The organism is Rhodococcus sp. IEGM 1408 (assembly GCF_033142235.1).
Lineage (GTDB): Bacteria > Actinomycetota > Actinomycetes > Mycobacteriales > Mycobacteriaceae > Dietzia.
In genome coordinates this window covers 58,314-82,916 of sequence record NZ_JAWLRW010000009.1, presented here as the reverse complement: position 1 = coordinate 82,916, position 24,603 = coordinate 58,314, and the positions used below count along the sequence as shown (strand labels likewise).

Here is a 24,603-nt window from a genome sequence, read left to right as displayed (position 1 = left end):
CATCCACACCCCCCTAGCCGAGCAGTTCGGGATCGAGTACCCGGTCTTCGCGTTCACCCCGTCCAAAGCAGTCGCCGCAGCGGTCACCCGTGCCGGCGGCATGGGCGTCCTGGGTTGCGTCCGGTACAACGACGCCGCGGAGCTCGACGAGGTCCTGACCTGGATGGACGAGAACACCGACGGTAAGCCGTACGGCGTCGACATCGTCATGCCCAACAAGGTGCCCACCGAGGGCAGCACCACCGACATCGCCGCGATGATCCCCGAGGAGCACAAGGCCTTCGTCTCCCGGGTCCTCGACGACCTCGGCGTCCCGCCGCTCGGTGACGACGCCGAGCACAACGCCGGCGTGCTGGGCTGGCTGCACTCCGTGGCCGAGGCGCACGTGGAGATGTCGCTCAAGCACCGGCCGGTGCTGATCGCCAACGCGCTGGGCTCGCCGCCCAAGCACATCATCGATCTCGCCCACGACAACGGGATGAAGGTGGCCGCGCTCGCCGGCGCCACCAAGCACGCGCTGGCCCACGTGGAGAACGGCGTCGACATCGTGATCGCCCAGGGTGGCGAGGCGGGCGGCCACACCGGTGAGGTGGCCACGCTCGTGCTGGTGCCGGAGATCGTCGCCGCGCTGGATGGCCGCGCTCCCGTCCTGGCCGCCGGCGGGATCGGCGACGGCTCGCAGGTCGCCGCCGTGATCGGCATGGGTGCCGAGGGGGCGTGGATGGGTTCGCGGTGGCTCACCGCCGCCGAGTACGGCGACGACGGTGGTTCCAAGGCCATGCAGCAGGCCCTGGTCGCGGCCACCAGCGCCGACACCGTCCGCACCCGGATCTACTCCGGCAAGCCCGCCCGCCTGCTCAAGAGCAAGTGGACCGAGGCCTGGAACGCCGAGGGCGCCCCGAGCCCGCTCCCGATGCCGCTGCAGAACATCCTCGTCGCCGAGGCGCACCAGCGGATCAACGAGTCGCAGGACCCGGAGGTCGTGGCCATGCCCGCGGGACAGATCATCGGCTCGCTGCACGGGGTCGTCCCGGTGGCCGAGACCATGGCGCAGATCGTCACCGAGTACGAGGCCGCGGTCAAGCGGCTGAGCGGCACGCTGGGCTGAGTACCGCCCGGTTCCAACGCACGAGGCCCTCCCCGGCGACGCAGCCGGGGAGGGCCTCCTCGTATCAGGCCCCCAGGACGAACAGCAGCATGGCCGCCCAGTGGCAGGCGAACGCGACCACGGTGCAGGTGTGGAACACCTCGTGGAAGCCGAAGACCCCCGGGGACGGGTCGGGCCGCTTGAGGCCGTAGACCACCGCGCCGCCGGTGTAGGCCAGGCCGCCGATCAGCACCAGGATGACGGCGGCGAGGTTCACCTGGATGAGGTCGCCGGCAAACCACACCGCGGTCCAGCCCAGGCCGATGTACAGCAGGACGTACAACCACCGCGGCGCGGACAGCCAGAACAGGCGGAACGCGATCCCCAGCAGCGCCCCCGACCACACGAGCACCAGCAGGATCTTGGCTGTCGGGGCCTCGAGGGCGGCCACGGTCATCGGCGTGTAGGTGCCGGCGATGAGCAGGAAGATGTTGGAGTGGTCCAGTCGGCGCATCAGCGCCGTGGCCTTGGTGCCCCAGTTCAGCCGGTGGTACAGCGCCGAGATGCCGAACAACAGCGACGAGGTGGCCAGGAACACCGCGCACGCCCAGGTCAGCGCGGTGCCCTCCGCCAGCACCGTCAGCACCACGCCCAGCGCGATGGCCACCGGCAGGGTGCCGGCGTGGATCCAGCCCCGGAGCATCGGCTTGGGCGCGGCGGCGGGGATCCCGAAGTCGTCGTCGATGGGGGTGCCGTCACCGGTGTCGGCGTCAAGCGGTGTGGGGTTCAACGGCGCGGGGTCGAACGGTGCGGAGGTCACGCACCCGAATCTACCGAGGCGTCAGGCGGGGGTGAACGCCCCGTCACGGTCGGCCCGTGTCCACACCCTCATCCCGGCGGACTCGGTGCCCAGGCTGGTGAGGTCGCGGGCCCGGAACTTGAAGCTCGCCGTGCGGGGCAGTTCGGCGGTCACGCGCAGCAGCGAGGGCCACTGCTTGGGGCCGAGGTCGGGCTGGTCCCGCAGGAAGTCCACCAGGCCGCCGGCTACCGCCTCCGGCTCGGCGCCGTCGCGCAGGACCACCGCCGCGGCCACGGCATCGCCGATCGTGCCCGGGCCCCGCACCTCGTCCGCCGGCACGGCGTACACGCCCACCTCGGCCAGATCGGGATGCCGGCGCAGCACGCGCTCGATCGGGGCGGCGGCCAGGTTCTCCCCGTCCACGCGCATCCATCCGCCGGAGCGGCCGGCGAAGTAGACCCACCCCTCGTCGTCGACATAGGCCAGGTCACCGGAGTGGAACCGGCCACCGCGCATACGCTGCGCGTCGGCCTCCGGGTTGTTGTAGTAACCGGCGAACAAGCCCGGCCCGTCGGCGACCATCTCGCCGATCGCCTCGTGCGCGTTGAGCAGCACTCCCGAGGGGTCCAACCGCGCGCGCGGGCACTGCGCGCCGGTCTCCGGGTCGACGATCCGCACGCCCGGGGGCAGCGGGCCGAGCGCGGAGTCCGGGGTGTCCGGCGTGCGCGTGACCGAGACCCCGCCCTCGCTCGAGCCGAACCCGTCCACCACCGTGACGCCGAACCGGCGGGCGAACTCCCGCCGCACGTCTGCTGGCGCCTCGTTGCCGTAGACCACGCGCATCGGGTTGTCGGCGTCGTCGGGCCGCTCGGGCGTGGCGAGGATGTAGGACAGCGGCGCGCCCACGTAGTTGGCGAACGTGCAACCGTGGCGCCGCACGTCGCCGAGCCAGTTGGAGGCGGAGAAGCGCTGACGCAGGGCGATGGAGCAGCCGGAGAACAGGGCGATGGGCCAGGCCACCATGACGGCGTTGGAGTGGAAGAGCGGCATGGCGCTGTAGACGCAGTCGTCCGGGCCGATCCCGAACCGCTCGGCGAGCATCCGACCGGGCACCGAGATCTTGGACTGCGTGATCCGCACGGCCTTGGGGTCGCCGCTGGTGCCGGAGGTGAACACCAGCGCGACCAGGTCGTCCGGGCCCACCGGGACCTCGTCGACGTCCGGCAGCGCGGCGCCGGCGTGCCGCGCCAGCAGCTGCGACCACTCCGGGGAGTCCACGTCCACCACGGGGATATCGAGCTCGAGGCCGTCGAGCAGCGGAGCGTTGGCGGTATCGGTGAGGACGAGCGCGCAGTCGGCCAGCGCGACGTCGCGGCCCAGCGCCTCGCCGCGCCGGGTGGGGTTGAGCCCCGCCACGACCAGTTCCGAGCAGGCCGCCGCCGCGAGCAGGTGGAGGTACTCGGGAGTCCCGGCCAGGAGCAGGCCGACATGGGGCGTCGACGTTGAAGACGATGACGACGACGAGGGCAGCAGCTCCCGCAGCGCCGCGATCCGCACGGCCGCCGCCTGAACCGCCTCCGACCAGGGCGTGAGCTCGCCGCCTGACCAGATGCCGCGGTCGCGGACCGCGCTGTCATCAAGGGCGCCCAGGGCGTGGATCGCCGCGGCGACGGAGGTCGACGGTTCGGCGGCGACGTCCGCGATGGTCCGGACGGCCCCGCTCACGCCGAGTACTCCCAGGGATCGCCGTGCTCGGCCAGCACCTCGCCCAGGTCGAGCAGCTGGCGCGTGGCCCCGCCCAGGCGGAACTCCCCGGCCTTGGCGGCCAGGAAGTAGCGGTGGGCGGGCTCCGAGCGGTCCAGGCCGACCCCGCCGTGGACGTGCACGGCGGTGTGCGCGAGCCGGTGGCCGGCATCGCAGGCCCAGAAGTGGGCCGAGGCCACGGCCGCGTGCGCGGTGGGGCCGGGCTCGCCGCTACACGCGTCGAGCTCGTAGGCCGCCCGCAGCGTGCTGAGCCGGACGGCGTCAACGTCGATGGAGGCGTCGGCCAGGCGCGCGGCGACGGCCTGGAAGGAGCCGATCGGTCGGCCGAACTGGTGGCGGGTGCTCGCGTACGCGGCGGTGCGTTCGAGCGCGGCCTCGATCACGCCCCACTGGTACGCGGACAGGTGGACGCGGCGGCGCAGGGCGTCCAGTTCCAGCGTCTGGGCGGGGACCGGGCGGGCGTCCCCGAGTTCGCCCGAGACCAGACCAGCGCACGAGAAGTCCACGGGAACGGTGCGCTCGACCGTCATCGAGGCGCGTTCGGCCACCTGCAGCCCGTTCTCCGTGGGTACGACTACGACGTCGGCGATGGGCGCCCAGTCCACCTCTGCCGCGGGGCGGAGGTTCCCGTCCGCCACGGCCGCGATCTCGCGGCCCTCCGCCACGGCGGTCGCGCGCTCGGTCAGCCCTGCGGCCTCGAGCAGGGAGGCGGAGCGGATCGCGGGGGAGAGCGGGACGGGCGCGAGCACCCGGCCCAGCTCGCGCAGGACCAGGGCCTCGCCGACCACGCCCAGGCCGGCGCCGCCGAGCGACTCGGGGGCGAGGGCGGCGGGCACTCCGGCGCGGACCAGTTCGTCCCAGTAGCGGGCGTGGAAGCGGGCCGTGGAGCGGTCGGTGCCGCCGGTTTCGTTGCCTGGACCGAAGCGGGCGTCGAGCTCCCGCAGGGAGTCGTCGGTGACCAGCTGCTGGCCCATGTCCTTCACGAGGGCGGCGAGCTCACGGGTGCTGTCGTCTATGTGGAAGTCCATGTCAGCGCTCCTTCCGGGGCTGTGCGCTCGCCGGGGTGGCGGGGGCGGCGGGTGCGGTCCTGGGCGCCGGCGGCAGTCCGAGTCCGGCGGCGGCGATGATGTCGCGCTGGACCTCGTTGGTGCCGCCGCCGAAGGTGAGGATGAGCGCCGAGCGGTGCAGCCGCTCGATGCGCCCGTGCAGGGCGGCGGTGGGGGAGTGGGAGCGCTGGTATCCGCTCGAGCCCAGGACCTCCATGAGCAGCCGGTACGCCTCGGTCGCGGTCTCGGTGCCGTACACCTTTGTCGCCGACGCCGCGATGCGGGTCGGCGCGGCGGTGTCGGCGGAGACGATCTCCCAGTTGCGCAGCGCCAGGTATTCGGCCATGGCGTGCACGCGGGCCAGGTGTGTGCGCACCCACTCGCATGCGATCACGTTGCCGTCGCCGGGCAGACCGACGTCGGAGGCATTGGTCGAGCGCGCCCACTCCAGGACCAGCCGCAGTGAGGCCTGCAGCGGTCCGGCCGCGGTGAGGGCCACCCGCTCGTGGTTGAGCTGGTTGGTCATCAGCGGCCAGCCGCCGTGCTCGGGCCCGACCAGGTTGCTCGCGGGCACCACCACGTCCTGGTAGTAGGTGGCGCTGGTGTCCGGGCCGGCCATCGTGTGGACCGGGGTCCACGAGAACCCCTCGGCTTCGGTGGGGACCATGATCATGGAGATGCCCTTGTGGCGCTTGGCGTCCGGGTCGGTGCGGGCGGCCAGCCAGATCCAGTCCGCGTACGCCACCAGGGAGGTCCACATCTTCTGGCCGTTGATGCGGTAGACCTCCTGCCCCGCGTGCTCCCCGGTCCCGGCCTCCCGGACGGCCCGGGTCTTGAGCGAGGCCAGATCGGTACCCGATTCCGGCTCGGAGTACCCGATGCCGAAGTGCAGTTCGCCACGGCTGATCCGGGGCAGGAAGTAGCTCTTCTGTTCCTCGGAGCCGAAGGCCATGATCGTGGGCGCCACCGAGTTGATGGTGAGGAAGGGCACGGGGACCCCGGCGATCGCGGCCTCGTCGGTGAAGATCAACTGCTCCACCATCGGGCGGTTCTTCCCGCCGAACTCCTCCGGCCAGCCCAGCGTCAGCCAGCCGTCGCGGCCCATCTCGGCGACGATCTCGCGATACGCGTTGCCGTGGCCGTATTCCCCGGTGGTGGAGGTGAAGGCCTCGCGCCGCTCGGGGGTCATCAGCGCCGAGAAGTACTCGCGCAGCTCCCCGCGCAGCCGGTGCTGGTCGGTGGTGTAGGTGATGTCCATATGCCCTAAGCTCATCGTCTAGTGGAACACGTTCTAGTGTCGTGTCTCACATAGTATCGAACCACGCTCGCGGTCACTGGAGGTCGCGGGCCCGGCCAAGTGAGGACGGCTATGAGGATTGAAGTGGATCCCGACCGCTGCGAGGGACAGGCCGTGTGTGTTGGACTCGCCCCCAAGGTGTTTGAACTGAACGACGACGACGAGTACGTGCGGGTGATCGTCGACGACATCCCCGAGGAGCTGCAGAAACGCGCCCTCAAGGCTGTCGAGAAGTGCCCGATGGCCGCCCTCAAGGTCGCGGAGTGAGCGCGGGGATGGTGCGCAAGGATCTCGACGCCGACCTCTCGCTCGACGGCCGGGTGGCCGTGGTCACCGGCTCCGGCTCCGGTCTCGGTGCGGCGGAGGCCGTCGACCTGGCCCGCTCCGGCGCCGCCGCCGTGGTCATCAACGACATCCGGGCCGGCGAGGCCACGGATGCGGTGATTGCGGATATCGAGGCGGCCGGTGCCAAGGCGTCCCTCGTGGTGGGCGACGTCTCCGAGCGCGAGACCGCGGACGCGATGGTGGCCGAGGCGATCAGGCTCGGCGGACTCCACGTGGTGGTGAACAACGCCGGCATCACGCGCGACAAGATGCTGTTCAACCTCTCCGACGAGGACTTCGACGCGGTGGTGAAGGTGCACCTGCGCGGGCACTTCCTGCTCACGCGCAACGCGGCCGCCCACTGGCGCGGCGAGAGCAAGACGTCCGACTCCCCGGTCTACGGCCGGCTGATCAACACCTCGTCCGAGGCCGGGCTCTTCGGCCCTCCCGGGCAGGCGAACTACGGCGCGGCCAAGGCCGCGATCACCGCCCTCACGCTCTCGGCGTCCCGGGTCCTGTCGCGGATCGGGTGCACCGCCAACGCGATCGCCCCGCGCGGGCGCACGGGGATGACGGAGGCGGTGTTCGAGAACTGGGACGCCTCGCAGGGGCCGGACCCGCTGTCCCCGGACCGGGTCGCCGACCTCGTGTCCTACCTGGGTTCGCCCGCCGCTGCCGGCGTCACCGGGCAGTTGTTCGTGGTATACGGCGGAATGGTGGCGCTGGTCGAGGCGCCCGTGGTCGAGAAGCGGTTCGACGCCGAGGGAGGCGTCTGGGACCGCCGGGCATTCGCCGATGTGGTGTCCGAGCACTGGTCAGATCGGCCCGGGGACAAGTCCTTCTCGGCCACGGAGATCATGAAGCTCTGACGGCCGGGCGCGGATCCGGCGGGTTCTGATGTGTAACAAACCGGTGTCCACGTATCGATGCCCCATCAGTGTTACATTCCCGACACCCGCCCAGGGGCACCGCTCGGGGGTATCCGGTTGCGCTTGCTAATAAGAACGTGTTCTAGCTAGGGTGTAAGCGGGATCACACCAAAATGGTCACTTGTTCAAGGCACGTGCTAGCAGGGGCTGGATACAGCAGAGGGGGACACCATGGCGAAGGTTCTCGACGCGCCACTCAGGGGTGTCGGCGATTTTGTCGCGATGAGTCTCGACACCTTCGTCTCGTTCCCATCCATCGTGCGGCAGGGCCGCGAGTTCGTCGAACAGTCCTGGTTCATCGCCCGCGTCTCCATGATGGCCACCATCCTGGTGGCGATCCCGTTCACCGTCCTGGTGAGTTTCACGCTCAACATCCTGCTGAGGGAGATCGGCGCGGCCGACCTCTCCGGCGCGGGTGCGGCGCTCGGCGCGGTCACCCAGGTCGGCCCGATGGTGACGGTCCTCATCGTCGCCGGGGCGGGCGCCACCGCCATCTGCGCAGATCTCGGGGCGCGGACCATCCGCGAGGAGATCGACGCGATGGAGGTCCTGGGCATCGATCCGGTCAAGCGACTGGTCGTCCCCCGGGTCGCCGCGTCCACCTTCGTGGCGCTGCTGCTCAACGGCCTCGTGTGCACCATCGGCATCCTCGGTGGCTTCCTGTTCTCCGTCCTCCTGCAGGGCGTCAACCCCGGCGCGTTCGTGGACGGCATCACGCTGCTCACCGGTCTGGGCGAGCTCGTCCTGGCGCAGATCAAGGCCGGGATGTTCGGCATGCTCGCCGGACTGGTGGCCTGCTACAAGGGCCTCTACGTCCGGGGCGGGCCGAAAGAGGTCGGCAGCGCGGTCAACGAGACGGTCGTCTTCGCGTTCATGGCCCTGTTCGTGGTCAACACCGTTCTGACCGCGGTCGGCGTCAAGGTCCTGGGGGCGTGAGGTGACCGTCATCGAGACCACCCGGTTCCCGCGACTGTCCCGGGCCCGGCACAACACCGTCGGTCGTGTCGACGACTTCGGCGCCATCGCGCTGTTCTTCTGGCGCGCCATCATGGCAACGCCCCGCGCGCTGACCCAGTACCGCAAGGAGACGCTCCGGCTCATCGCCGAGATCGCCATGGGCACCGGTGCGCTGGCGATGATCGGCGGGACCGTCGTGATCGTCGGGTTCCTCACCCTGGCCACCGGCGGCGTGATCGCCGTCCAGGGCTTCTCCTCGCTGACCGACGTGGGCGTCGAGGCGCTGACCGGCTTCTTCGCGGCGTTCATCAACGTGCGCATCGCCGCCCCGGTGATCGCCGGGATCGGCCTGGCGGCCACCATCGGCGCCGGCGCCACAGCGCAGCTGGGCGCGATGCGCGTCTCCGAGGAGATCGATGCGCTCGAGGTCATGGCGATCGACTCGATCACCTACCTGGTCTCGACCCGCATCGTCGCCGGGATGATCGCGGTGGTCCCGCTGTACTCCCTGGCCGTCATCGCCTCCTTCCTGGCCAGCCGGTTCGCGACCGTGGAGATCTACGGACAGTCCGGCGGCGTGTACGACCACTACTTCTCGACGTTCCTCATGCCCACGGACATCCTGTGGTCCTTCGTCCAGGCCATCGCCATGGCCATCACGATCATGCTCATCCACACCTATTACGGCTACAACGCTGCTGGCGGACCCGCGGGCGTCGGAGCGGCGGTCGGCAACGCCGTCCGTACCTCGCTCATCGCCGTGGTGACCGTGACCCTTCTCGTCTCTCTCGCCATCTACGGCGGAGACGGCAACTTCAACCTGTCGGGATAGGAGGCGGACATGGCGAGAACTGTGAGTCAGAGTGACACGGGGCCCCGGCGCATCGCGGCCGCGGTACTGGCACTCTTCATCGTGGCGGTGATCGCGCTCTCCCTCCTGATGTTCGGACGCGCCTTCGACAGCCGGGTGCCCCTCACCGTGCGCAGCGATCGCGCGGGACTGGTCATGGAGGCCGACGCCAAGGTGCGCTCGCGCGGCGTCGAGATCGGCAACGTCACCGAGATCCGCCAGGAGTTCGACGGGGCGACCATCGAGATCGAGGTCGACCCGGCCGCGCTCGAGGCGATCCCGGCCAACGCTCCGGTGACGATCGGATCCAATACGGTGTTCGGTGCCAAGTCGGTCGACTTCGAGTCGCCGGCCCGGCCGGACCCGATTCCACTCGCCGCGGGGGCGGTGGTCGCGACCTCCAACGTCACGTCCGAGGTCAACACGCTGTTCCAGGACCTCAACGACCTGCTGGTCGCGATCGAGCCGGAGAAGCTCAACGCCACCCTCGGCGCGGTCTCCGGGGCGGTCGACGGCCGCGGCGAACAGGTGGGTCGCACGATCACCGACCTCAACGAGTACCTGCAGGAGATCAACCCGCAGATCGAGACGCTCCAGCGGGACCTGGCTAAGGGCTCGCGGGTGGCCAACCTCTACGCCGACGCCACACCCGACATCATGCGGCTGCTCGACTCCGGCACGGACGTCGGCGCCAACGTGGTCAACAACCAGGCCCGGTTCGAGCAACTCCTCGCCTCGGCGATCGGCACGGGGGAGACCGGGAAGCGCCTCCTGTCCGAGAACGGCAACGAGCTCGTCAAGTCCCTGTCGGACATGCGGGCCTCGACCAGCCTCCTCGCGGAGTACTCGCCCATGCTCACCTGCCTGATCGTCGGCCTGAACCAGGGCGCCGAGGGCGCCACGTCGGCCTTCGGCGGCAAGGACCAGCCCGGACTGGTGTTCAAGGCCGGTTTCCAGCAGGGCGCCCGTGCATACGAGTACCCCAAGGACCTGCCCAAGGTCAACGCCAGTACCGGCCCGAACTGCTACGGGCTCCCATTCCCAGACCCGGCCGTCCACGCCCCGTTCGTCGTCACGGATACCGGTTCGAACCCAGTGGAGGGCATGCCCGACGTGTTCACCTCACGCCCCGCCCCGCTGTTCGGCCCGCTGCGGGCGACCGAACCCGGTAAGCCCGCGCCTCCGACCCTGCTGCAGGTCATGCTCGGCATGGACGGGGGGACCCCGTGACCGCCGGGCGCTCGGGAGCGCGGACCGCGCGCATGACCCTGCTCAAGCTGTCGGTGTTCACCGCGGTGATGGCGTTGGTCCTGACCGGCCTGATCGTGGTCTTCAGTGAGTACCGCTCGGGTGACACCGAGAAGTACAACGCGGTGTTCACGGACGTCTCGGGCCTGGAGTCCGGGGACAAGGTGCGCATCGCCGGCGTCGAGGTGGGCAGGGTCGACAAGATCTACCCGGCGTTGGTGTCCTCGCTGATCACCGCCATCAACGGGGCCAAGGACACCGGCGAGATCAAGGTGGACTTCAACCTGCAGATCAACGAGACGCCGCCGTGCACGACGGGGTTCCTCAACGCCGAGGACCGCCGCTCTCCGGCGGACCTGTCGGTCCCACCCCTGATGAACGGCATCTACTGCAAGGTGCCGGCGGACTCTCAGACCGTGGTCCGAGGGGCACGCAACCTCCCGTGCATGGAGTACCCGGGCCGCCGTGCGGCCTCACCTGCCGAATGTGCGGCGAACAACTACGTCCCGGAGGGGACCAACCCGCCCGACACGAGCGAGGTCGGCCCTCCCGGGGACAACCCGAACGCGTACAACGTGGTCCCGTCGTCCACTGACGGTGAGCCGGAGATCCGGACCTCGGCCGCCATGTACCAACCCGCGACGGGCGAGTACCTCGGCGCCGACGGCAAGACGTATCGTCAGCTGAACCTCGGGGCCGCGAGCAAGTTGTCCGCGGACGCCGACCTGGCCGACATCCTGACGAATGGAGTGACCTAAGTGCCACAGCCTGACGACACCCCAGCCGGCAGCGGGCGGGCCTGGCTGATCGTCGCGTCCGTGGCCGCGGCCCTCTCGCTGATCGCAGCGATCGTCGCGACCGGGCTCTGGGCCAGCGAACGGGGCGAGGCCTCGTCGATCCGCGCCGACCGGGCGTCGGCCAGCGAGCTGGACACGTCCTACCGGGACTACGCCACCGACGTGATGACCCGGCTGATGACGATCCGCCAGGAGACCCTGACCCAGGACGTGGACCAGATCGTGGACATGATCGAGGGCGACTTCTCCGAGCAGTTCACCCCGCGTCGCGACTCCTACGAGGAGGTCGTCAAGACCACTGCCGTGGTCGCCGACGGCGTGGTGTCCGCCGCCGCGGTCGAGACCTCCGGCCCCGAGCGAGCAGAGGTAGTCATGGCGATCGACCAGACCATCGGAAATCCCAAGTCCAAGGAGGACCAGGACCGGCAGTACCGCGTGCGGGTGACGGTCAACCGGCACGACGACGGCCAGATGAAGGTCTCGGGGGTGAACTTCATCCCATGAGCGATTCAGACAAGCCCGACATCCGCTCCGCCCGCCGCGCCCAGCGAGAGGCCGAGCGCGCTGCTCGCGCCCAACGCAAGGCCGACGCCGCCCGTGAACGCGCCCTCGTGGCCGCCCGCGCCGGCGGACTGTTCGAGGGCATGGAGGCCATGCCCCGCACAGCCACAGCGGACGCGCGAGCCGACACGGCGGATGCGGGAGAAGACACGTCCGACGCGCGAGCCGCCTCGGCCGACGGGCGAGCCGACACCGCCGCAGCGCCGACCGCGGCCGGGGAGCCGAGCGGCGCCGGGCGGATCTCCCTCGCGAAGGCGAAGCCCTCCCGCGAACCGATCGATCCGGCGCGTCGGCGGAAGCTCACCGCGGCCCTGGCCGCAGCGTCCGCGGTCCTCGTCGTCGTCGCCGGTCTGGCCTCGTGGCAGTACGTCGAGGCCCGCGACGCCACCGCCGCCGAGCAGCTCGTCGCGGACGCACCGCGCGCCGCCACCGATGCGGCCCGCGAGATCGCGACCCAGATGTTCACCTACGACCACCGGACGGTCGACGGGGACCTGGCGGCGGTCCGGGAGCGGCTCACCGACCCCGCGCTGACCGAGTTCGTGGAGCAGTCCATGCCGACCGTCGCGTCTGCGGCCAAGCAGCAGGAGGCCAGCGTCTACGCCACCGTGGCCGCCGCGGCGCCGCAGGAGGTCGTGGACTCCGACCACGTCACGGTCCTGATCATGCTCAACCGGATGGTGTCGACCAAGGAGGCGCCCGAGGCGGCCAGCTCCGCCTCGCGGCTCAGCCTGTCGATGGTGCAGGTCGACGGAACATGGAAGCTCGGGGAACTCACGGCGCTGTGAGTCGGGGGCGCTGAGCCTCAGTCGTCGTCCGAGGTGGCGTCGAGGGTCTCGAAGAACCGGCGTGCCCATACGTGGACGTCGTTGCCCAGGACCTGGCGGCGCAGCGACCGCATCCGCCGTCGCCGGTCCTCGGCGGGATCGGTGGCGGCGGCCATGATCGCGTCCTTGACGCCGTCGAGGTCGTGCGGGTTGCACAGGTAGGCCTGGCGGAGCTCTGCGGCGGCGCCGGCGAATTCGCTCAGGACCAGCGCCCCGTCGCCGTCCGAGCACGCGGCCACGTACTCCTTGGCCACGAGGTTCATGCCGTCGCGCACCGGGGTGACCAACATGACGTCGGCCGCCACGTAGAACGCGGTTAGTTCCTCCTTGGGAACGGGCCGGTGAATGTAGGTGACGACGGGGTGTCCGATGTCGCCGAAGCGACCGTTGATCCGGCCCACGGACTCCTCGATCCGGGAGCGCATGATCTGGTACTGCTCCACGCGCTCGCGGCTGGGGGTGGCCAGCTGCAGCAGGGTGACGTCGGCGGTCTCGAGTCGACCTTCCTCGAACAGTTCCTCGAGGGCGACCAGCCGGACGTCGATGCCCTTGGTGTAGTCGAGGCGGTCGACGCCCAGCAGGAGGATCTCGGGGGAGCCGAGTTCGGTGCGGAGGCGCGCGGCGCGGGCGAGGGTCTCGCGGGTGCGGGAGGCGGCATCGATCGCCGCGGAGTCGATGGAGATGGGGAACGCGCCCACCCGGACCTTGCGGTCGCCCACCCGGATCTCGGAGGCCCGCCCCCGGGTGGAGCGCAGCCGCACCGAGGGGTAGCCGCCGAGCCGGTGCGCCAGGATGCGGAAGTTGTCCGCGCCGCCGGGCAGGTGGAAACCCACCAGGTCGGCACCCAGCATCCCCTCGACGATCTCCGAACGCCACGGCAGCTGGATGAACAGCTCGACGGGGGGGAACGGGATGTGGAGGAAGAACCCGATGGTCAGATCGGGACGCATCTCGCGCAGGAGCCGGGGGACCAGGAGCAGCTGGTAGTCCTGCACCCAGACGGTGGCGTCACGGGCGGAGGCCGCGGCGGTGGCCTCGGCGAATCGCCGGTTGATCGCGACGTAGGCGTTCCACCACTCGCGGTGGTACTCGGGCGGCACCACCACGTCGTGGAAGAGCGGCCACAGGGTGCCGTTGGAGAAGCCCTCGTAGTACAGCTCCACGTCCTCGGCCGACAGCCTGACCGAGTGCAGGCGGATGCCGTCGGCGTCGAACGGGTCGGGATCGGCGTCCGCGACGCCCGGCCACCCGACCCAGGCGCCGTGATTGGCCTTGAGGATGGATTCGAGCGCGGTCACCAGGCCGCCGGGGCTGGCCTCCCAGCGCTCGGTGCCGTCCTTGCCACGGACGAGGTCGACGGGCAGGCGGTTGGCGACGACGACGAAGTCGGCCCCCTCGTCGGGTGGCGTCTGCTCGGTCGCGCCCGTCATCCCCGTCCCCCTCTACCGTTACCGCGGTGCCGTCACTCTTCGTCGTCCGGGTCGATCTTCTCGGGGCCGATCCCGAGCATCTCCAGGAGCATCAGGCACTCGTCGGCGTCGGCGGCGTAGGACGCCACGATCCTCTGTGCCTGGTAGACGGTCTCGGCGGCGACGGACTCGAGATCGACGTCGAGCTCGGGCTCATTGCTTGTCGCAGCGGCGGATGCCATGTGTGTCCTCCAGTGGTCGGTGTCGGACGACGGGCCCGCAGGGGCCACATCGTCCGCGTTCATTCTACGTCACTGGTCGGCGGCGGCGGACCTGCGCAGATTTCGGGTGACCCACTCGCCAAAGACGATGCCCGCGGCCAGTGCCACCGCGATCGCCAGCGCCTGGAACATGAGACCGAGGCCGATGCCGGTCTGGTCGCTCGTCAGGGCCGACAGTCCCCGATACACCGACAGGCCCGGGAGCAGCGGGGTGATGCCCGCGACGGTCACCACGAGCGGCGGGACCGTCGCGATGCGGGCGAGGATGCCGCCGAAGAGGCCCATTGCGCACGCCGCCAGAGCCGAGCCCACCACCACACCGAGGCCGGTGGACATGACGCTCTGGTAGATCAACATGCCCATCGCGCCGACGCCCGCTCCCAGCATCGTCGCGCGGACGGTGGCGTAGCTCGCCACCGCGAACCCGGCGGACCCGACGCCGGCGGCGAGCACGGCCACGTGCAACGGGGCGTTCCCGGCGATCGACGGGTCGATCGGCGGAGGCGACATCCCGAGACGGGCGAACAACGCGAGCGCGATGGTGATGCCGCCGAGGATCCCGCCGGTGAGGATCATCGTCTCGACGCCGCGGCCCGCCGAGGTCACCGGGAAACCGGTGATGGCGTCCTCGATCGCGCCGACGAGGGTGAGCCCGGCCAGGAGCACGATGATCCCCGCGGCGACCAGTTGGGACGGCTGGATCTCGATGAAGTGGTCCTGCAGCACGATGTAGGCCGCCAGCGCCCAGCCCGCGGCGATCGCGCCCCCGGCCACCTGCTGGAAGAAGGTGGGCAGGCGGTGTAGATCGAGGTAGCGGTTGGTGTACATCAGCGCGAAGGTCGAGACCATCGAGATCAGCCCGGCCAGTGGGCTGCCACCCACCTGGATGACGACCGCGCAGCCGAGCATCGCCCAGCCCAGGACCGCGACGCGGAACGAGTGCGGGTGCGGGGAGGCCACGATCTGTTCGACCTCGGCCGTCGCCTCCTCGACCGTGAGTTGTCGACGCACGATGAGGTCGATGAGCCGGGCCACGCGGGTCATCCGGGTCATGTCGACGGTGCGGTAGTTGACCACCCGGATGACCGAGATGGGGGGCCGGCCCCGGCGACGGTTCACCCCGATGGTCAGCGAGGTGAAGGTGACCTCGACCGTGGCGCCCGGCAGGCCGAAAGCGGCGGCGACGGATTCGCTCTGGGCCACGGTGTCCGCGGCGCCTTCCCCGGACGAGAGGAGGATGCCGGCGATCTCGAGTGCCAGATTGAGCACATCGGTCACGGCCGCGTCGTCGTCGAGGTTGACCGGCGCCATGGGCGACAGTGGCGGCTCGACCGCCAGGTCCATAGTGGACTTGCGCAGGCCCAGCCACGCCAGGGGGCGGGTGTACGGTGCCGGTGCGTCGCGGTTCTCCACGGTGCACACCGTAGTCAAGAGCTCTGACGGCCTGCCGGTTAGGATGTGAGCCGGATCCCGGTCGAGCCGGGACCCTGCTGGAGTGGCGCAATTGGTAGCGCACCCGACTTGTAATCGGGCGGTTGAGGGTTCAAGTCCCTTCTCCAGCTCTCTCGCCCCGGGATGGCGCGTTCGTCCCGGTATGCGGGCGTCCGTCACGGGCGCCCGCGGACCATTCGTCGGGATTGTCCACGCGCCCTCGGAAGGCGCGTCATATGTACGAACGACACATGTTTAGTTTTCTCAGCTTCGTATGTATGGTGTCCCGGATGTCGAGCGAATTCGAGGACAGTAGGGGAGGGGACGCGGATTCCGCGCGTCGAGTGGCCCTCGCGTGGATGGAAGCCGTCACGTCCTGCGACGAGGCGACCGCGTTGGCTCTGTCCTCGCCGTCGATCGTCTACACGAACGGCGGGCACCTCCGCTCTTACGAAGGGCACGACGGTGTCCGCGACATCATCGAAGATTTCGCGCGCTTGTCCGGATTCCTGAACTCGAGGGTCCAGGCCGTGCTGGCGGAACCCGGAATCGTCGCCATCAGGCGCGTGGAGAAGTACACATTGCCCGAAGGTGGCGTGGAGATCCCGGCCTGCTCGTTCGTCGAGGTGCAGGACGGGGTGGTCACTCGCTGGTCGGACTACAAGGACATGCATCCGATGAACCAGTTTTCAGCGTGATTACCAACGGGGGCGGACACGATGGACCAGAACGGACGACGTAGAGAATCCGGTGACGTGGCCAGGGAGCTGATCGAGGCGGCGTTCCGTGGGGACGTGGCCGCCGCGACCGCCCTGTGCGCTCCCGACGTGGTGCTGCGGATCGAGGGGATCCAAGAGGTGTTCGGCCACGACGGCGTCGCCCAGGTGATCGAGTTCAACGGACAGGTCTCCAGCGATGTCCGGGTGGAGATCCATCGGATCCTGTCCTCGGGCGACACCGCTGCCATCAATCGGACGACGTATCTCACCATCGGCGGGCAGCGCATCGAGCTCGGGGTCGGCTCCTTCTTCACGGTGCGCGATGGCCTGGTGTGCGAGTGGAGCGACTACCAGGACATGGTGGAGGTCACCCGAGCGCTCGGCCACTGACCGCGCGGGGCTCGTCCACTTGCTTCGCGGTCAGTCGGCGGGGACGAACTCGCCGTAGCCGAGCTCGCGCAGCGACCGCCGGAGCGTGACGGCGGCCGCGTCGGACTCCTCCGCCGGGGTGTCGGGGTTCGCGAGGGACAGATCGAATCCGGACATGTCGTTGGCCGGGAAGACGTGGATATGGGTGTGCGGCACCTCGAATCCCGCGATGAGATATCCGGCGCGAACCGCGCCGAAGCCCTCGAGCACGGCCTTGCCGACGGCCTGGGCGACCACGTTGAGCCGTGTCAGAAGTTCCGGCTCCAGGTCGGTCCAGCGGTCGATCTCCGCCCGCGGGACGACGAGAGTGTGCCCAGCCGCGACGGGCGCGATGGTGAGGAACGCGACCACGTCGGGGTCCTCCCAGACTATTCTTCCCGGCAATTCACCGGCGATTATCTTGCTGAATACCGTCGACATGTGTCCAGTCTACGGAACTCGGGTGCCCGGCTGACGCAGATGTGCGGTTGCTAATGGTGTAATGATGTGTGCGCCGATTCGAAAAGTGAACGGCATCCCGGTCCCCCAGAATGGCGAAGGAGCTTCGACATGGTCGAGCTATCAGTACCGACGGCGGCGGGAACGGTGAAGAAGAAGGCTTATCACCACGGAGACCTCCGGAACGCGATCATCCTCGAGGCCACCGCCCGCGCGCGGACACACGGCGAGAAGGCGATCGTCCTGCGGGAGATCGCCCCGGTGATCGGCGTCTCCGCGACCGCCGCGTACCGGCACTTCGCCAACCGGCAGCAGCTCGTCGAGGAGGTCTCGGCTCAGGGCTTCGTCGCGATGAGCGAGCAGATCAGCGTGCCCCGCGTCACGGGCGCCGACGACGCACCGGTGCTCGCGGCCTATGTGGACCTGCGCAACGCGGGCGTCGCTCTGGTGCAGTTCGCCGCCGCGGAGCCGGCGTGGGCACGGATGATGATGGAGACGACGGGCTCCTCGCTGAACGTGGCGGAGCATGCCTGGGCCGCTTGTCAGCCCTTCCAGGACATCATCGATTACGGCGTCGAGGCGGGCACGTTCCGGGCCGGGACGCGGATAAGGGAGCAGCGCGTGCTGTGGGCCGGGCTCGACGGTCTCTGTGCCAACGCGATGTTCGGTCTCTTCCCCGCGGAGGCGCCGGAAGCCGACCGCGTGACGGCGCGCACCATCGACCTGTGCATGACGGACCTCCTCACCGAGGAGGGTCTGCGCGTCCGCGATGAGGCGTCTCTGCCGAACGGGATCATCACCGACCTGCCCAGGTGACCGCGGGCTCTCCCAGGGGCGGCGCTACTGTGGTCGATGTGCGCATTCTCGTGATCGGTTCCGGTGCCCGTGAGCACGCCCTCCTCGTCGCCCTCGCTGCGGATCCCGCGGTGACCGAGCTGCACGCCGCACCGGGGAATCCCGGCATGGTGCAGGCCACGTGTCACGGGATCGCGGTGACGGACCCGGCCGCCGTCACGTCTCTCGCCCGCAGGCTCGAGGCGGACCTGGTGGTGATCGGGCCCGAGGTGCCGCTGGTCGCGGGAGTCGGCGACGCCCTCCGCGCTGCTGGCATCCCGGTCTTCGGCCCCTCTGCGGAGGCCGCCCGCATCGAGGGGTCCAAGGCCTTTGCCAAGGACGTCATGGCCGCTGCCGGCGTGCGGACGGCGCGGGCCGAGATCGTCGACTCGCCGGCCGATCTCGACGAGGCGCTCGACCGCTTCGGCCCCACCTGGGTGGTCAAGGACGACGGACTCGCCGCGGGCAAGGGCGTCGTGGTGACTCCTGATCGCTCGGTCGCCCACGCTCACGCGCTGGCCTGTCTGGACGACGGCCACCCGGTGCTCCTCGAGTCCTTCCTCGACGGGCCCGAGGTCTCGCTGTTCTGCCTGGTCGACGGTGAGACCGTCGTGCCGCTCCTGCCGGCGCAGGACCACAAGCGCGTCGGGGAGGGCGACCGCGGGCCCAACACCGGCGGGATGGGCGCCTACACGCCGCTGCCGTGGCTGCCGGAGGGGATGGTCGAGCGGATCGTCCGCGATGTGTGTGAGCCCGTCGCCCGCGAGATGGTCGCCCGCGGCTGTGGATTCTCCGGTCTCCTCTACGCCGGGTTGGCGATCACCGCGTCGGGACCCGAGGTCGTGGAGTTCAACTGCCGGTTCGGCGACCCCGAGACCCAGGCGGTGCTCGCGCTGCTCGAATCGCCGCTCGGGGAGACCCTGCACGCGGTGGCCACGGGCCGTCTCGCCGAGCTCCCGCCGCTGGTGTGGCGTGACGGCGCTGCCGTGACCGTGGTGCTGGCCGCCGAGAACTACCCGTCCACCCCGCGGCGCGGCGACCTCATCGGGGGCGCCGAGCAGCCGGGGGTGTTCCATGCGGGGACCGCGACGGACTCCGAGGGGCGTCTGGTGTCGGCCGGGGGCCGGGTCCTGTCGGTCGTCGGAACCGGTCCCGACCTGGCGGCCGCTCGTGCGGAGGCCTACCGGATCCTCGACGGCGTCGAGCTGGGCGGCGGTCACTTCCGCCGGGACATCGGTCAGGCGGCCGAGGACGGGCTCATCAGCATCCCCAGCTGACCCCCGCCCCGACCCGCCCTGCCCCGGGCACCCCACCGTGACGACGACGAGGGCGTCACCACGGCCGGACCTCAGCGGTTGTAGAGAGCCATCCGGGGCACCTGCGCCACCAGCCAGGGGCTGAACGCGAACGGCGCCGCGTCGACGGCCGCCCGGACATCCTCGGGCCGGGCCCAGTAGTGGGCGCAGACCTCGTCGGCCCGCGGCGCGAGATCGGCGCGGATCCGGGCGGTGAACACCGGGCAGATCTCGTTCTCCACGATGCCCGAGTCGTCGACGGCCCGGTAGCGGAAGTCCGGCACCGCCGGCTCGATCCCGTCCACGCGGGTCCCGAGCTCCTGCTCGGCCCGCCGCACGATCGCCTCGGTCGGGTCCTCGCCGGGGCCGGGGTGACCGCAGACCGAGTTGGTCCACACCCCGGCCCAGGTGAGCTTGTCCAGCGCCCGCCGCGTCAGCAGGACGCGGCCCTCGTCGTCCAGGATGTGGCACGAGAACGCGAGGTGGAGCGGGGTGTCTGTGGTGTGGACGGTGGCCTTGTCGGCGGTGCCGGTGGGGCGGCCGGTCTCGTCGAGGAGGACGACGAGCTCAGCCGCGGGGGCATCGGTGTGCGATGACATGGTGTCCACCCTAGGCAATGTCTCCCCTCCCGGCGTACGGCCGCGACCGGCCGGTTCGGTCGGCCGCGACCGGCCGGGCTCAGTTGGTCAGGTCCCGGGCGATCACCAGGCGCTGGATCTGGTTGGTGCCCTCGAAGATCTGGGTGATCTTGGCCTCGCGCATGTACCGCTCGACCGGGAACTCCCGCGTGTAGCCCACGCCGCCGAGCACCTGCACGGCGTCCGTCGTCACCTTCATCGCGGCGTCGGTGGCGATGAGCTTGGCGATCGAGGCCTGACGCGAGTACGGGCGGCCGGCGTCCCGGCGACGGGCGGCGTCGAGGTAGGTGGCGCGGGCGGAGGCCACGGCCGCGGCCATGTCCGCCAGGAGGAAGCCCAGGCCCTGATGGCCGATGATGGTCTTGCCGAACGCCTCCCGCTCGTTGGCGTAGGCCACGGCGTCGTCGAGCGCGCGCTGGGCGATGCCGGTGGCCACCGCCGCGATCCCGAGCCGGCCCGAGTCCAGGGCGGAGAACGCGATGCGCAGGCCCTCGCCCTCGGCGCCCAGGAGGCGGCCGGCATCGACCCGCGCGCCCTCGTAGGCGGCGGTGGTGGTGGGCACACCGTTGAGGCCCATCTTCTCCTCGGGCTTACCGAAATGCAGGTTCTCGGTGTCGCGGGGGATGAGCAGGCACGAGATGCCCCGCGACCCCTCGCCGGTGCGGACGAAGGTGTTGTAGACGTCGGCGATGCCACCGTGGGTGATCCACGACTTGGTGCCGGTGACCACGTACTCTGCGCCCGGGCCGTCGCCCTCACGGACCGCACGGCACCTCAACGCCGCGGCGTCCGACCCCGCCTGCGGCTCGGAGAGCGAGTACGCGCCGATCTGCTCGCCCGCGAGCATCCCGGGCAGCCACTCCGCCTTCTGCTCGTCGGTGCCCGCGGTGGCCAGCGGGAAGCAGGACAGGCCGTGGACGCTCGTCGCCACGGCCACCGCGGCCCAGCGGGCTCCGAGCTCCTCCAGCACCTGCAGGTACACCTCGTAGGGCTGCTCGCCGCCGCCGAACTCCTCCGGGTAGGGCAGGCCCAACAGCCCGACCTCACCCAACTGGGCGAAGAGCCCCTCGGGATAGGTGTGGTTCCGCTCGTGCTCGGCGGCGATCGGCTCGAGCAGCTTGTCCGCGACCGAACGCGTCATGTCGAGGAGCTCGTACGCCTCGTCGCTGGGGAGCAGTCGGTCCACGGCCATGGTGTCCTCCGGGTTCGTGCGGGAATAACGCGGATCTCCCATTAGAGTGCACGGACCCCGGGGCGCCATGCCAGCCCCGAGAGCGGGGGTGCCCGTCGGTGGGTGGTGCGGGCGAGGTTCCTGCACCAGAATCGTCAGATATGACCCAGAACCCCGCGCCCGTCCACGCGCCCCTGTCCCCGGAGCAGCTGCTGGCGATCTACGACATCCCGGGCGCGAGCGCGGCGGAGTTCCTCTGCGACCGACACGATCCTGACGCCGTGGCCTTCACCGTCGTCGATCCCGATCTGAGCGGGCGCGACATCACCTACGGCGAGCTGAAGGTCGGGAGCGAGAAGGCGGCGGCGGCGCTCGCCGACCTGGGAGTCGGTCAGGGTGACCGGGTGGCCACGCTCATGTCCAAGTCGGCCGATCTGGTCTTCACGCTCGTGGGCATCTGGCGGCTCGGGGCCGTGCACATGCCGCTGTTCACGGCGTTCGCGTGGCCGGCCATCGAGATGCGCCTCAGCGGTGGCGACGCCAAGGTGGTCGTCACGGACGCCGATCAGCGCGGGAAGCTCGAGAGCGTGGCGGTGCCCGTCGTCGTCGCCGGACTGGCCGACTGCCCCGAGGCCAGGGAGGGCGACCTCGACCTCGCCACGATCTCGGGCGCCCAGGAGCCCGGGCGCCCCGCCGCGGTCACCGGGCCCGACGCCGGCATGGTCATGCTCTTCACCTCCGGTACCACCGGCACCCCCAAGGGCGTCGTGGTGCCCGTCCGGGCGCTCGCCGCGTTCCACCAGTACATCGAGACCGGCCTGGACGTGCGCGCGGACGACGTGTTCTGGAACAGCGCCGACCCCGGCTGGGCCTACGGCCTCTACTACGGAATCCTCGGCCCGCTGGCCGTGGGCCGCCGCAGCCTGCTGCTACACGCCCGCTACACCCCGGAGCTGGCGTTCGCCGTCCTGCAGTACTACGGCGTGACCAACTTCGCGGCCGCGCCGACGGTCTACCGCACGATGCGCGCCAAGCGGGACATCGCCCCGGCCATCACGCTGCGCCGGGCCTCCGCCGCCGGTGAGCCGCTCACCCCCGAGGTGATCGAGTGGTCGATCGCGCAGTTCGGGGTCGAGGTCCGCGACCAGTACGGCCAGACCGAGCACGGCATGTTCATCATCAACCCGTGGCACGACTCGCTGCGCGAGGAGGTCCGCCCGGGCTCGATGGGCGTGCCGCTGCCGGGGTGGGCCTGCACCGTGCTCGCCGCCGACGCCGACGAGACCGCGCCGGCCGGTGAGCTGGGCCGCGTGGCGATCGACGTCCCCGCCAGCCCGCTCATGTGGTTCACGGGATACCACCAGGCGCCGGAGAAGACGGCCGAGCGCTTCAGCCAGGACGGCCGCTGGTACTACACCGGTGACGCGGCCAAGCTCGACGCCGACGGGCACTTCTACTTCTCCAGCCGCGACGACGACGTGATCATCATGTCCGGCTACCGCATCGGGCCCTTCGACGTGGAGTCCGTCCTGGCCAAGCACCCGGACGTCCTGGAGTCCGCGATCATCGGCGTCCCCGACGAACTCGCCGGTGAGGTCCTCGAGGCGTACGTGGTCCTCCGTGACGGGGTGGAGGGCGACGACGACAAGGCGGTCGAGCTCCAGAAGTGGGTCAAGACCGAGTTCGCGGCCCACGCCTTCCCCCGGCGGATCCACTTCGTCCGGGAGCTGCCCAAGACGCCGTCGGGCAAGATCCAGCGCTTCCTCCTCCGCAAGGAGCGCGCGGCCCAGAGCTGACGGGCGCCCCAGAGCTGACGGCTGGCCCAGAGCTGACGGGCGCCCCAGAACTCAGGCGGACAACGTAGGTGCCCACCAGCGGCGCCGGGGGGCTTATCCTCGCCGGATGACGCTCGTTGCCGGTGCCCGTGCCCTCGCGTCGGCGATCCTCGTCGTCGTCCCCCTGGTCGCGGTGGCCGTGGCGGTGCCGGCCGCCGCCAACCCGGTGATCTCCTCGATCGCGCCGGACCCGTCCATCCAGAAGGGGCCGGACGGCGCGTACCACGTCTACGCCTCCTCCGACGACTGGGCGGACGGTGCTGGGCGGCGGCTTATCCCGCATTTCCGGTCCTTCGACCTGGTGGAGTGGGAGTACGTGGGGGACGCCTTCGGCTCCCGGCCTGCCTGGGCGCCGGCGAGTTCGTTCCTCTGGGCGCCCGACGTCCACGTCACCGGGTCCGGCGCGGTCATGTACTACTCGACCGGTGGCCAGACGCCCTGTATCGGAATGGCTACCGCCCCGGGCATCGAGGGCCCGTGGGCCCACGGCGCCGAGCCGATCGTGTGCTTCGGTGACTACCGCGGCGCGAACCTCGACCCCATGGACCCCGAGGTCGTGTTCCGCACCGGTCAGGCCCCCGTGATGGTCATGGGCAACTTCGAGGGGATCCACGCGGTGCCGATGAATGCGGCCGGCACGGAACTGGAGGGCGACCCCGTCCTGCTGGCCGGCACCGGGGTGGAGGCGCCGGCAGTGGTGAGCAGGGCGGGCAAGACCCACCTGTTCACCAGCGCCGGCCTGTGTTGCAACGGCGAGGTCTCGCAGTACCGCGTGCTGGGCGGCCGCGCCGACACCCTGATGGGCCCGTACCGCGACCGGCTGGACCGGCCGCTGGTACAGCCGCAGGGGCCGGGCGTCCCCCTGCCCGGGGACGTGATCCTCGAGGGCGACGACGACTGGGTGGGCCCGGGCCACGTCGACGTCGTCACCGACGACCAACAGCAGGACTGGATGCTCTACCATGCCTCGCCCCGGGGAAGCGCCGTCCTGCCCAACGGCGTGCAGCGCCGTTACATGATGCTCGACCGCCTGAACTGGGTCGAAGTGCCGGACAGGGACGGTCGGTGGCCGGTCGTCGGTGATGGCAGCGGCACCCCGTCCTCGGTGCGACCGGCCGACCCGTACGTCGAACTGCCGGTGCGGCTCACCGCGGTGGGTGAGGCGGCGCTGCGGCCGGACGGTGAGGGAGAGGTGGTCGACGCCTCGGTGCGGATCGACTCCACCGGCATCGCCTACTCCGGCGAGGTGCGGGCCACCCTCACCGGGCCGGACAAACGTCGCGTCGACCTGCCGGTCGTCGTCGAGGGAGCGGATGCGCCGAGCGTGCCGGTCGCCGTCGGGGCCGGAGGATCCGTGACCCGCGCGCTCACCCTGCGGCCGGCGGCGCCGCTCGCGCCGGGCAGGTACGAACTCGTGGTGTCCGTCCGCACCACCGTCGGCGGCGCCGCGCAGGAACTGGCGGTGTTCGGCCTCGAGGTCGCGCCGGACGGCTCGCTCTCGCTGGGCTCCGGAGCGCTCGGATCGGCACCGCTGGGATCACTCGGAGGCTGAGCGGATGCCCCGGGCCGGGAACGGGCCTACGGTGATCCCACAGCACCCCGGTGGGCGGCGCCGGGGTCGGTGACCGGTGACGGAG

General features: G+C 70.5%; 25 protein-coding genes and 1 tRNA gene. 16 read left to right on the top strand and 10 right to left on the bottom strand.

Annotated elements, in window-relative coordinates; all coding sequences use genetic code 11:
* Nucleotide 1: 1 nt before the first annotated feature.
* A complete protein-coding gene (locus R4P08_RS14605) occupies nucleotides 2-1,108 on the top strand; it encodes a nitronate monooxygenase family protein (RefSeq protein ID WP_317814689.1) in 1,107 nt (368 codons plus the stop codon).
* A 64-nt stretch (nucleotides 1,109-1,172) separates the two neighbouring features.
* Here the strand turns inward: R4P08_RS14605 and trhA are convergent, their stop codons facing one another.
* The 4 genes from trhA to R4P08_RS14585 are packed head-to-tail and all read right to left on the bottom strand — an operon-like array spanning nucleotide 1,173 to nucleotide 5,954.
* Nucleotides 1,173-1,907: a PAQR family membrane homeostasis protein TrhA gene (trhA, locus tag R4P08_RS14600; RefSeq protein WP_317814619.1), complete on the bottom strand. Its 735-nt coding sequence runs from the start codon at nucleotides 1,905-1,907 to the stop codon at nucleotides 1,173-1,175.
* Nucleotides 1,908-1,928: 21 nt separating this feature from the next.
* The gene (locus R4P08_RS14595) at nucleotides 1,929-3,611 is read right to left on the bottom strand and encodes an AMP-binding protein (RefSeq protein ID WP_317814618.1); all 1,683 of its coding nucleotides are present in this window, start codon (nucleotides 3,609-3,611) and stop codon (nucleotides 1,929-1,931) included.
* Complete coding sequence (locus R4P08_RS14590) at nucleotides 3,608-4,678, bottom strand: acyl-CoA dehydrogenase family protein (RefSeq protein WP_317814617.1); 1,071 nt, start codon at nucleotides 4,676-4,678, stop codon at nucleotides 3,608-3,610. The genes R4P08_RS14595 and R4P08_RS14590 overlap by 4 nt, the downstream gene beginning before the upstream one ends.
* Nucleotide 4,679: 1 nt before the next feature.
* Nucleotides 4,680-5,954 (bottom strand): acyl-CoA dehydrogenase family protein, encoded by a 1,275-nt coding sequence (locus R4P08_RS14585; RefSeq protein WP_317814616.1) that lies wholly within the window; start codon nucleotides 5,952-5,954, stop codon nucleotides 4,680-4,682.
* A 111-nt stretch (nucleotides 5,955-6,065) separates the two neighbouring features.
* On the opposite strand from R4P08_RS14585, the gene R4P08_RS14580 reads away from it, so the two are divergent.
* The 8 genes from R4P08_RS14580 to R4P08_RS14545 all read left to right on the top strand — a co-directional run bounded on the left by R4P08_RS14580 (nucleotide 6,066) and on the right by R4P08_RS14545 (nucleotide 12,447).
* Complete coding sequence (locus R4P08_RS14580) at nucleotides 6,066-6,260, top strand: ferredoxin (RefSeq protein ID WP_317814615.1); 195 nt, start codon at nucleotides 6,066-6,068, stop codon at nucleotides 6,258-6,260.
* A gap of 8 nt (nucleotides 6,261-6,268) precedes the next feature.
* Nucleotides 6,269-7,186: a 3-oxoacyl-ACP reductase gene (locus R4P08_RS14575; RefSeq protein WP_317814688.1), complete on the top strand. Its 918-nt coding sequence runs from the start codon at nucleotides 6,269-6,271 to the stop codon at nucleotides 7,184-7,186.
* Nucleotides 7,187-7,417: 231 nt separating this feature from the next.
* Complete coding sequence (locus R4P08_RS14570) at nucleotides 7,418-8,182, top strand: ABC transporter permease (RefSeq protein ID WP_317814614.1); 765 nt, start codon at nucleotides 7,418-7,420, stop codon at nucleotides 8,180-8,182.
* 10 nt (nucleotides 8,183-8,192) lie between these two features.
* Nucleotides 8,193-9,035, top strand: a complete 843-nt coding sequence (locus tag R4P08_RS14565) for an MlaE family ABC transporter permease (RefSeq protein WP_411741215.1) — start codon at nucleotides 8,193-8,195, stop codon at nucleotides 9,033-9,035.
* A gap of 9 nt (nucleotides 9,036-9,044) precedes the next feature.
* The gene (locus R4P08_RS14560; RefSeq protein ID WP_317814613.1) at nucleotides 9,045-10,283 is read left to right on the top strand and encodes an MCE family protein; all 1,239 of its coding nucleotides are present in this window, start codon (nucleotides 9,045-9,047) and stop codon (nucleotides 10,281-10,283) included.
* A gap of 32 nt (nucleotides 10,284-10,315) precedes the next feature.
* Nucleotides 10,316-11,059: an MlaD family protein gene (locus tag R4P08_RS14555; RefSeq protein ID WP_317814612.1), complete on the top strand. Its 744-nt coding sequence runs from the start codon at nucleotides 10,316-10,318 to the stop codon at nucleotides 11,057-11,059.
* On the top strand, nucleotides 11,060-11,602 hold the full coding sequence (locus R4P08_RS14550) for a hypothetical protein (RefSeq protein ID WP_317814611.1): 543 nt from the start codon (nucleotides 11,060-11,062) through the stop codon (nucleotides 11,600-11,602). It begins immediately after the preceding gene.
* Entirely contained in the window at nucleotides 11,599-12,447 is an 849-nt protein-coding gene (locus R4P08_RS14545; RefSeq protein ID WP_317814610.1) for a hypothetical protein, read from the top strand. The genes R4P08_RS14550 and R4P08_RS14545 overlap by 4 nt, the downstream gene beginning before the upstream one ends.
* A gap of 17 nt (nucleotides 12,448-12,464) precedes the next feature.
* Here R4P08_RS14545 and R4P08_RS14540 read toward each other — a convergent pair whose 3' ends face one another.
* The 3 genes from R4P08_RS14540 to R4P08_RS14530 all read right to left on the bottom strand — a co-directional run bounded on the left by R4P08_RS14540 (nucleotide 12,465) and on the right by R4P08_RS14530 (nucleotide 15,589).
* The gene (locus R4P08_RS14540; RefSeq protein ID WP_317814609.1) at nucleotides 12,465-13,916 is read right to left on the bottom strand and encodes a trehalose-6-phosphate synthase; all 1,452 of its coding nucleotides are present in this window, start codon (nucleotides 13,914-13,916) and stop codon (nucleotides 12,465-12,467) included.
* 32 nt (nucleotides 13,917-13,948) lie between these two features.
* Nucleotides 13,949-14,137, bottom strand: coding sequence for a hypothetical protein (locus R4P08_RS14535; protein ID WP_317814608.1), 189 nt, complete (start codon nucleotides 14,135-14,137; stop codon nucleotides 13,949-13,951).
* Nucleotides 14,138-14,206: 69 nt separating this feature from the next.
* Nucleotides 14,207-15,589 (bottom strand): threonine/serine exporter ThrE family protein, encoded by a 1,383-nt coding sequence (locus R4P08_RS14530; protein ID WP_317814607.1) that lies wholly within the window; start codon nucleotides 15,587-15,589, stop codon nucleotides 14,207-14,209.
* 76 nt (nucleotides 15,590-15,665) lie between these two features.
* Here R4P08_RS14530 and R4P08_RS14525 point away from each other — a divergent pair.
* The 3 genes from R4P08_RS14525 (at nucleotide 15,666) to R4P08_RS14515 (ending at nucleotide 16,716) form a co-directional block, all read left to right on the top strand.
* Nucleotides 15,666-15,738 (top strand) — tRNA-Thr (locus R4P08_RS14525).
* 159 nt (nucleotides 15,739-15,897) lie between these two features.
* On the top strand, nucleotides 15,898-16,305 hold the full coding sequence (locus R4P08_RS14520) for a nuclear transport factor 2 family protein (protein WP_317814606.1): 408 nt from the start codon (nucleotides 15,898-15,900) through the stop codon (nucleotides 16,303-16,305).
* A 21-nt stretch (nucleotides 16,306-16,326) separates the two neighbouring features.
* Entirely contained in the window at nucleotides 16,327-16,716 is a 390-nt protein-coding gene (locus R4P08_RS14515; protein ID WP_317814605.1) for a nuclear transport factor 2 family protein, read from the top strand.
* 30 nt (nucleotides 16,717-16,746) lie between these two features.
* Here R4P08_RS14515 and R4P08_RS14510 read toward each other — a convergent pair whose 3' ends face one another.
* Nucleotides 16,747-17,175, bottom strand: coding sequence for an HIT family protein (locus R4P08_RS14510; protein ID WP_317814604.1), 429 nt, complete (start codon nucleotides 17,173-17,175; stop codon nucleotides 16,747-16,749).
* A gap of 129 nt (nucleotides 17,176-17,304) precedes the next feature.
* On the opposite strand from R4P08_RS14510, the gene R4P08_RS14505 reads away from it, so the two are divergent.
* Both R4P08_RS14505 and purD read left to right on the top strand, forming a co-directional pair.
* Entirely contained in the window at nucleotides 17,305-18,009 is a 705-nt protein-coding gene (locus tag R4P08_RS14505; protein WP_317814603.1) for a TetR/AcrR family transcriptional regulator, read from the top strand.
* 38 nt (nucleotides 18,010-18,047) lie between these two features.
* Complete coding sequence (gene purD, locus R4P08_RS14500) at nucleotides 18,048-19,304, top strand: phosphoribosylamine--glycine ligase (RefSeq protein WP_317814602.1); 1,257 nt, start codon at nucleotides 18,048-18,050, stop codon at nucleotides 19,302-19,304.
* 71 nt (nucleotides 19,305-19,375) lie between these two features.
* On the opposite strand, the gene idi is transcribed toward purD, so the two are convergent.
* A complete protein-coding gene (idi, locus tag R4P08_RS14495) occupies nucleotides 19,376-19,921 on the bottom strand; it encodes an isopentenyl-diphosphate Delta-isomerase (RefSeq protein WP_317814601.1) in 546 nt (181 codons plus the stop codon).
* Nucleotides 19,922-20,000: 79 nt separating this feature from the next.
* Complete coding sequence (locus R4P08_RS14490; protein WP_317814600.1) at nucleotides 20,001-21,152, bottom strand: acyl-CoA dehydrogenase family protein; 1,152 nt, start codon at nucleotides 21,150-21,152, stop codon at nucleotides 20,001-20,003.
* Nucleotides 21,153-21,292: 140 nt separating this feature from the next.
* On the opposite strand from R4P08_RS14490, the gene R4P08_RS14485 reads away from it, so the two are divergent.
* Together R4P08_RS14485 and R4P08_RS14480 are read left to right on the top strand one after the other, a co-directional pair.
* Entirely contained in the window at nucleotides 21,293-22,927 is a 1,635-nt protein-coding gene (locus tag R4P08_RS14485) for an AMP-binding protein (RefSeq protein ID WP_317814599.1), read from the top strand.
* A 106-nt stretch (nucleotides 22,928-23,033) separates the two neighbouring features.
* A complete protein-coding gene (locus R4P08_RS14480; protein WP_317814598.1) occupies nucleotides 23,034-24,518 on the top strand; it encodes a family 43 glycosylhydrolase in 1,485 nt (494 codons plus the stop codon).
* Nucleotides 24,519-24,603: the final 85 nt, after the last annotated feature.

What these genes read in the sequence shown, in the direction of transcription:
- R4P08_RS14590 (WP_317814617.1), bottom strand. Translation starts at nt 4,678, where the DNA reads ATGGACTTCCACATAGACGACAGCACCCGTGAGCTCGCCGCCCTCGTG.
- R4P08_RS14585 (WP_317814616.1), bottom strand. Translation starts at nt 5,954, where the DNA reads ATGGACATCACCTACACCACCGACCAGCACCGGCTGCGCGGGGAGCTG.
- R4P08_RS14580 (WP_317814615.1), top strand. Translation starts at nt 6,066, where the DNA reads ATGAGGATTGAAGTGGATCCCGACCGCTGCGAGGGACAGGCCGTGTGT.
- R4P08_RS14575 (WP_317814688.1), top strand. Translation starts at nt 6,269, where the DNA reads ATGGTGCGCAAGGATCTCGACGCCGACCTCTCGCTCGACGGCCGGGTG.
- R4P08_RS14570 (WP_317814614.1), top strand. Translation starts at nt 7,418, where the DNA reads ATGGCGAAGGTTCTCGACGCGCCACTCAGGGGTGTCGGCGATTTTGTC.
- R4P08_RS14560 (WP_317814613.1), top strand. Translation starts at nt 9,045, where the DNA reads ATGGCGAGAACTGTGAGTCAGAGTGACACGGGGCCCCGGCGCATCGCG.
- R4P08_RS14555 (WP_317814612.1), top strand. Translation starts at nt 10,316, where the DNA reads ATGACCCTGCTCAAGCTGTCGGTGTTCACCGCGGTGATGGCGTTGGTC.
- R4P08_RS14545 (WP_317814610.1), top strand. Translation starts at nt 11,599, where the DNA reads ATGAGCGATTCAGACAAGCCCGACATCCGCTCCGCCCGCCGCGCCCAG.
- R4P08_RS14540 (WP_317814609.1), bottom strand. Translation starts at nt 13,916, where the DNA reads ATGACGGGCGCGACCGAGCAGACGCCACCCGACGAGGGGGCCGACTTC.
- R4P08_RS14535 (WP_317814608.1), bottom strand. Translation starts at nt 14,137, where the DNA reads ATGGCATCCGCCGCTGCGACAAGCAATGAGCCCGAGCTCGACGTCGAT.
- R4P08_RS14520 (WP_317814606.1), top strand. Translation starts at nt 15,898, where the DNA reads ATGTCGAGCGAATTCGAGGACAGTAGGGGAGGGGACGCGGATTCCGCG.
- R4P08_RS14515 (WP_317814605.1), top strand. Translation starts at nt 16,327, where the DNA reads ATGGACCAGAACGGACGACGTAGAGAATCCGGTGACGTGGCCAGGGAG.
- R4P08_RS14510 (WP_317814604.1), bottom strand. Translation starts at nt 17,175, where the DNA reads ATGTCGACGGTATTCAGCAAGATAATCGCCGGTGAATTGCCGGGAAGA.
- R4P08_RS14505 (WP_317814603.1), top strand. Translation starts at nt 17,305, where the DNA reads ATGGTCGAGCTATCAGTACCGACGGCGGCGGGAACGGTGAAGAAGAAG.
- idi (WP_317814601.1), bottom strand. Translation starts at nt 19,921, where the DNA reads ATGTCATCGCACACCGATGCCCCCGCGGCTGAGCTCGTCGTCCTCCTC.
- R4P08_RS14490 (WP_317814600.1), bottom strand. Translation starts at nt 21,152, where the DNA reads ATGGCCGTGGACCGACTGCTCCCCAGCGACGAGGCGTACGAGCTCCTC.
- R4P08_RS14485 (WP_317814599.1), top strand. Translation starts at nt 21,293, where the DNA reads ATGACCCAGAACCCCGCGCCCGTCCACGCGCCCCTGTCCCCGGAGCAG.
- R4P08_RS14480 (WP_317814598.1), top strand. Translation starts at nt 23,034, where the DNA reads ATGACGCTCGTTGCCGGTGCCCGTGCCCTCGCGTCGGCGATCCTCGTC.